The organism is Erythrobacter donghaensis, from assembly GCF_001557325.1.
GTDB classification, from domain to species: Bacteria; Pseudomonadota; Alphaproteobacteria; order Sphingomonadales; family Sphingomonadaceae; genus Erythrobacter; species Erythrobacter donghaensis_B.
Genome location: NZ_LSJS01000197.1, coordinates 1 through 6,238, shown reverse-complemented (window position 1 = coordinate 6,238; position 6,238 = coordinate 1). Strand labels below are relative to the sequence as shown.

The window sequence follows — 6,238 nt, the reverse complement described above, 5'->3', positions numbered from 1 at the left end:
CGAACAGCGTCCAGGGCAGGAGGTTCATGCCGGCGGCCTTCGCGCGCGGGGCAATCAGCACCATCGCGATGGTGAGCGCCGAGAGCAGGTCCCACCACACCTGCACGCCCCACAGGTTGGCGGTGTGGTTGACGATCACCGGCATCACGCCCTCGCGCGCGATGGTGATGGCGGTGTAGGTGCCGAAGGCGGCCGAAAGCACAACGCCGAGCACCACGTTGCCGCGCGCCCCGGGCCTCAGTGCTGCCGAAAGGATGCCGATCACGGCGCAGGCAAGCCCGCCGATGGCGAGCGCGAGCAGGGGGGGCTGGATCTCGGGCATGGTGGTATTCTCCGAATATGTAGCATTTGCTACATGCGCTTGTAGCAAGGCCTTCACGCCGCTACAAGCGCGCCATGAAGCCCCGCGCAAAAAAGCCGCCGATGTCGAAAGAAAGCCTGTTGCCGTTGCTGACCGGGCATGTGCTCGTCCACGGGTTGGGACAGGCGAGCCTCAGGCCGCTGGCGCAGGCGGCGGGCACGTCGGACCGGATGCTGCTCTACCATTTCGGGACCAAGGAGCGGCTGATCATCGACCTGCTCTCGCATGTCGCGGGGCTCTATGCGGCGGGCCTCGATGCGGTGCTGGCCGAGGGCGAGCGGCCCGCGACCCGCCAGGCGCTGATGGCCCGGATTCTCGAGCAGAACGCCGATCCCGCCTTCCAGCCCTTCATGCAGCTTTGGTGGGAGATCGTCGGCGGCGCGGCGCGGGGCCTGCCGGGGTTCCTCCCGGCGGCCGAGGCGATGGTCGGCGAGCTGCTGGTCTGGCTCGAGGGCCACATGCCTGCGGGCGACCCCGACCCTGCGGGGGCTGCGCGCTTCATGCTCACCGTGATCGAGGGGGCAATGATGCTCGCCGCGGTCGGCCACCGCGACACCGCGCTCCAAGGCCTGCTTGCGGGCGGGCTGCTCGAAGCCTAGAGGCGCTCGCATGAAGAAGACCACCGGCATGGACCGCGCCGCCACCAACGGCTGGCGTCCCGCAACCCGCGCGCTGCGCGGCGGCACCTGGCGCTCCGAACATGGCGAGACCAGCGAGGCGCTGTTCCTCTCCTCGGGCTACACCTACGACGACGCGCAGACCGTCGCCGACCGGTTCGCGGGCGCCGCGCAGGGCATGACCTATTCGCGCCTCCAGAACCCGACCGTTGCGATGCTGGAAGAGCGCATCGCGCTGATGGAGGGGGCCGAGGCCTGCCGCGCCCAGGCGACCGGGATGGCGGCGATGACCGCCGCGCTCCTGTGCCAGCTTTCGGCGGGCGACCACATCGTCGCCGCGCGCGCCGCCTTCGGCAGCTGCCGCTGGCTGTGCGACCACCTGCTGCCGCGCTTCGGGATCGAGGTGACGATCATCGACAGCGCCGACAATGCCGCGTGGGAAGCCGCGATCCGGCCGAACACCAAGGTGTTCTTCTTCGAGACCCCGGCCAACCCGACGCTCGATATCGTCGACCTTGCTTACGTCTGCAGCCTCGCCCGCGCGCACGGGATCATCACCGTGGTCGACAACGCCTTCGCCTCGCCCGTGTTGCAGCGCCCGATGGAGTTCGGCGCGGACGTGGTGGCCTATAGCGCGACCAAGCTGATGGACGGGCAGGGCCGCGTGCTGGCGGGCGCGATCTGTGCGAGCAAGCAGTGGATCGACGAGGTGCTGATGCCCTTCCAGCGCAACACCGGCCCGACGCTCAGTGCCTTCAACGCCTGGGTGGTGCTGAAGGGCCTCGAGACGCTGCCCTTGCGCGCCCATGCCCAGAGCCGCAGCGCCGTGACGCTGGGCGAATTCCTCGAGCCGCGGGTGACGAGGGCGGGCGGGCACATGCTCCACCCCGGCCTTCCCAGCCACCCGCGCCACAACCTCGTGCTCGCGCAGATGGAGGCGACGGGTCCGATCTTCGCCTTCGACGTCGGCACCCGCGCCAAGGCCTTCGCGGTGCTCGACGCGCTCGAGCTGATCGACATCTCGAACAACATCGGCGACGCGCGCTCGCTGATGTGCCACCCCGCCTCGACCACCCACGCCAACATGGGCGAGGAGGCCCGCGCGGCGATGGGCGTGACCGAGGGGCTCCTGCGGATCAACGTGGGGCTCGAGGACATCGCCGACCTCACCGAGGACATGGACCAGGCGCTCGCTGCGGCGGGCATTTGAGGACTTCCGCCAATGGCCAAACGCGTTGAACTCGTCTTCGATTTCGTCTCGCCCAACGCCTACCTGATCTGGTGGCCGCTACGCGAATTGCTGAACCGCTACGAGGCCGAGCTCGACGTGATCCCCGTCTTCCTCGGGGGCATGCACAGGCTCACCGGCAATGCCCCGCCGATGATCCGCGACGCCGAGGTCAAGGGCAAGAACGAATATGCGATGCTCGAGATGCAACGCTTCATCGCGAAGCACGGCCTCGGCAAGTATCGCCTCCACCCGCAGTTCCCGTTCAATTCGATTACGCTCCAGCGCATGCTGTTCGCCGCCGATCAGGACGGGCGCGGGGTGCAGTTCGTGGAGAGCCTGCTGCGCCCGATCTGGGAGGACGGGCTCGACATCGCCTCTCCGCAAGCGATCGGCGCGGTGCTGACGGCGGCTGGGTTCGACGCGGCCGATCTCTTCGCCCGCGCGCAGACCGATGACGTCAAGCAGGGCCTCGTTGCCAACACCGATGCGGCGGTCGCGCGCGGGGCTTTCGGCATTCCGACGATGTTCGTCGGTCCGCGTGGCGGGACCACCGAGATGTTCTTCGGCAAGGAGCGCCTCGGCCAGATCGAGGAACTGCTCGCCAAGGGCTGAGATGCCGGTCGCTCGTCGCAACCCCCTTGCCAGCCTCGTCTGAAATCATAGGCTTGGCGAATCGACTACGCTTCAGGGGACGCAAGGGGCGCTATGGGACTCTTCCGGTTTGTCGCCGGGCTGGCACTGGCTGCCGGCCTGAGCTTCGCTGCCGCCACGGCGGGCGCGCAGGAGGGAGCGCCGCCTGCCACGGCGACCCTGCCGTCCGCCGTCCCTTCCGCTCCGGCCGCGGCCCCCGCGGCCCCCGCCGCCGCCACCGCCGAGACTCCGCCGCCGCGCATCCCAGCGGGCCACTTCGCCAAGCGTCCGGCCTTCTGGAACACCCAGCTTTCGCCCGACGGGTCGATGTTGGCCTTCATGCGCGAGAACAAGGGCAAGACGACTTTCGTCATCACCGAAACGGCCTCGGGCAAGATGGTGCGCGCGCTGCTCGCGGATCCGACGGACGAGCTTTCGTGGTACACCTGGGTGACCAACGACAAGCTGCTCCTCGGCGTCTCCACCCCCGGCAAGTTCTTCGACGAGGACGCCCGTTACACCCGGCTGATACTGGTCGAGCTCGCCTCCGGCGCCATGACCCGCCTGTTCTCGCGCTCCAAGGTGCTCGAGGCGGACAACGTGGTCCACATCGCCAAGGACGGCTCCTACGTCCTCGTCGCGATCCAGCAGACGGTCTACGATTACCCCTCGGTGCAGCGCCACGAGTTGAAGCCCGATGGCAAGATCACCACCGTCCAGTCGTCGCGCGAAGGGGTCTGGAACTGGACCACCGACGATGACGGCGTGGTGCGCATGGGCACCGGCTGGTACGAGGGCAAGCTCCGGGTCTACTACCGCGCCAGCGCGGCCGACGAGCTGAAGCTGGTGGCGAAGATCCGGGAGGGGGCCGAGGACGACTATTTCGATACGCTCCAGATCGTCACCGGATCGGACGAGGGCTATGTGCTCGCCCCGGGCGAGAATGGCCGGGTCGGCCTCAGGCGCTTCAACTTCGCCACCCGTCAGGTGATCGAGACCGTGTTCGAGCATCCCGACTGGGACATCGATAGCGTGACGCTCAGGAAGGGCAAGCCCTACGCCGCCTACTTCACCGCCGACCGCGACGAGGTGCACTGGTTCGATCCCGAGGTCGCCAAGCAGTACCGTGCGCTGAGGAAGGCGCTGGGCACGGGCGAGGTGTGGATCGTGAGCCGCGCGGACAATGATTCGCGCATGCTGGTCTATGCCGGGCAGGAGAACGATCCGGGCGTGCTCTACATGTTCGATCCCGCTGCCAAGCATATGCAGGAAATCGCGCAATACCGCCCGGAGATCGATTTCCGCACGCTCTCGGCTCCCAAGCCGATGCAGTACACCGCGCGCGACGGCACGGTGATCCGCGGCTACCTCACGCTCCCGCGCGGGCGCGAGCCGAAGAACCTGCCGCTGATCGTGATGCCGCACGGCGGGCCGTTCGGGGTGCGCGACAAGCTCGAATACAACGACGAGGTGCAGCTGCTCGCCAACCGCGGCTACGCTGTGCTCCAGCCCAATTTCCGCGGCTCGGGCGGCTATGGCGACGCCTTCTACCAGCTCGGTGCGGGCCAGGTCGGACGCGGCATGCAGGACGACATAGACGATGCGATGGACTGGGCGGTGAAGGAGGGAATCGCCGATCCCAAGCGCGTCTGCGTGGTGGGCGCGTCCTATGGCGGCTATGCGGCGCTGTGGGCGGTGCTGCGCAATCCCGAACGCTACCGCTGCGCGGCGAGTTGGGCTGGGGTGACCGACTGGAACAAGATGCTGCGCTACGACAACCGCTACCTCACCTCTAAGGCGAGCAAGTCATGGCAGGCGCGGGTGCGCGGGGAGAAGACCTTCGATCTCGATGCCGTGTCGCCCTATCGCCTCGCCGGCCAGCTCTCGCGCCCGGTGCTGCTCGCGCAGGGGACCACCGACACCATCGTCCCGATGAGCCAGTACAACCTCTTCGAGAAGGCCAGCCGCAGCGCCCCGGTGCCGCCGCAGACGCTGGTGATCGAGGACGAGGGGCACAGCTTCTCCAAGCCCGAAAGCGCGCAGGCCTGGTACGAGGCGCTCGACGCCTTCCTCGCCAGGCACAACCCCGCCGATGCCGCGCCCGGGGGGGCGGTGGCCGAGACAGTGGCTGCGGGCGAGGCCGGACCGGCGGCGGACAAGGGCGCGGCTCCGGCGACGCCCTGAGCGATCAGCGCTTCGCGATTGTCGATCCGGCGCCGCTCGACCCCGGCTTCGGCGAAATCGCGACGAGTTGCGGGATACAGCCGGGATTAAGCGCGTTGCTGCTCTTGTGACCCGGCGAAGAATCGCTAACCTGAAGGGCGACATGAAAGAATTCTTCCAGCACGCCGCCACCACCGACGGGGTCACCGTGAGGGTCGCCGTCAACTACCTGCCGGAGCAGTCGCATCCGGAGGCGGGCAAGTGGTTCTGGGTCTATCATATCCGCATCGAGAACGCCTCGCACGAGCCGCTTCGCCTGCGCACCCGCCACTGGCGCATCACCGACGGGCGCGGGATGGTCAACCATGTCGACGGCGAGGGCGTGGTGGGCGAACAGCCGCTGCTCCAGCCCGGCCAGAGCCACGACTATGTCTCGGGCTGCCCGCTGACGACGCCCTTCGGGTCGATGGAGGGCTTCTACACCTTCGAGCGCGCCGACGGGGAGCGCTGCGAGGTGCGCATCCCCTTCTTCCCGCTCACCGCGCCCGAGACCGCCGAGGGCCGCACGCCGCGGTAGGTCTTGCGGGTCGGCGCGCCGCGTCCTAATCGCAGGCACGTGAAGCGCACCCACCTGCCCCTCAACGCCCTGCGCGTGTTCGACGCTGCCGCCCGGCACCTCTCCTTCACCCGCGCCGCGGACGAGCTCGCTGTCACCCCCGCCGCGGTCGGGCAGCAGATCCGCGCGCTCGAGGACGTGCTCGGCGTCGTCCTGTTCCGCCGCACCTCCAAGGGCCTCGAACTCACACCCGAGGGCGAGGCCGGGCTCGACCCCTTGCGCGAGGGCTTCCTGCGTTTCGAGGAGAGCGTCGCCGCGATGCAGGCCGGGCAGGCCTCCGACCGCTACACCATCGCCGTCCCGCGCGAGTTCTACGCCGAGTGGCTCGCCCCGCGCCTCGCGGTGTTCCAGGCGGGCACTCCGGGGGTGCAGTACATCCTCGCCCCCGACGAGCATGCCGACTTCACCGAGGCCAACCTCGATATCGCGATCCGCTTGGCCGACGGGCCGGGCGATCTCATGGGCGTCCAGCTCGCCCCCGCGATGCGCGTGACGGTCGCCGCGCCGAGCTACCGCGAGGCATGGATCGACTGGCCCGGCATGGCCCTGCCCGAGGGGGTGAACCCGTGCATCCGCGCCGGGAGCCCCGGGCAGGCGCTGGCCTCGGCGCTGGCGGGGAT

General features: G+C 68.8%; 7 protein-coding genes. 6 read left to right on the top strand and 1 reads right to left on the bottom strand.

The genetic code is table 11. The annotated features are described in order from the left end of the window. Positions 1-322: hypothetical protein (locus tag AX692_RS11985; RefSeq protein ID WP_073977704.1), on the bottom strand; the 322-nt coding region annotated here is incomplete at its 3' end. A gap of 74 nt (positions 323-396) precedes the next feature. Here AX692_RS11985 and AX692_RS11980 point away from each other — a divergent pair. The 6 genes from AX692_RS11980 to AX692_RS20550 all read left to right on the top strand — a co-directional run. Beyond that, positions 397-960 carry a TetR/AcrR family transcriptional regulator gene (locus tag AX692_RS11980; protein WP_230959630.1) on the top strand — a complete coding sequence of 188 codons (564 nt, stop codon included), beginning with the start codon at positions 397-399 and terminating at the stop codon, positions 958-960. Positions 961-970: 10 nt separating this feature from the next. After that, positions 971-2,188, top strand: a complete 1,218-nt coding sequence (locus AX692_RS11975) for a trans-sulfuration enzyme family protein (protein WP_073974625.1) — start codon at positions 971-973, stop codon at positions 2,186-2,188. Between the two features lie 12 nt (positions 2,189-2,200). Further along, complete coding sequence (locus tag AX692_RS11970; protein ID WP_073974626.1) at positions 2,201-2,821, top strand: 2-hydroxychromene-2-carboxylate isomerase; 621 nt, start codon at positions 2,201-2,203, stop codon at positions 2,819-2,821. Positions 2,822-2,914: 93 nt separating this feature from the next. Then, entirely contained in the window at positions 2,915-5,023 is a 2,109-nt protein-coding gene (locus AX692_RS11965) for an alpha/beta hydrolase family protein (RefSeq protein ID WP_073977234.1), read from the top strand. Between the two features lie 142 nt (positions 5,024-5,165). Continuing rightward, on the top strand, positions 5,166-5,579 hold the full coding sequence (gene apaG, locus AX692_RS11960) for a Co2+/Mg2+ efflux protein ApaG (RefSeq protein WP_073973880.1): 414 nt from the start codon (positions 5,166-5,168) through the stop codon (positions 5,577-5,579). Positions 5,580-5,618: 39 nt separating this feature from the next. Then, on the top strand, positions 5,619-6,238 hold a 620-nt coding region (locus tag AX692_RS20550), incomplete at its 3' end, for a LysR family transcriptional regulator (protein WP_073977703.1).

Bases quoted from the DNA above. Each gene is read 5' to 3' on its own strand.
- AX692_RS11965 (WP_073977234.1), top strand. From the start codon at position 2,915: ATGGGACTCTTCCGGTTTGTCGCCGGGCTGGCACTGGCTGCCGGCCTG.
- apaG (WP_073973880.1), top strand. From the start codon at position 5,166: ATGAAAGAATTCTTCCAGCACGCCGCCACCACCGACGGGGTCACCGTG.
- AX692_RS11975 (WP_073974625.1), top strand. From the start codon at position 971: ATGAAGAAGACCACCGGCATGGACCGCGCCGCCACCAACGGCTGGCGT.
- AX692_RS11980 (WP_230959630.1), top strand. From the start codon at position 397: ATGAAGCCCCGCGCAAAAAAGCCGCCGATGTCGAAAGAAAGCCTGTTG.
- AX692_RS11970 (WP_073974626.1), top strand. From the start codon at position 2,201: ATGGCCAAACGCGTTGAACTCGTCTTCGATTTCGTCTCGCCCAACGCC.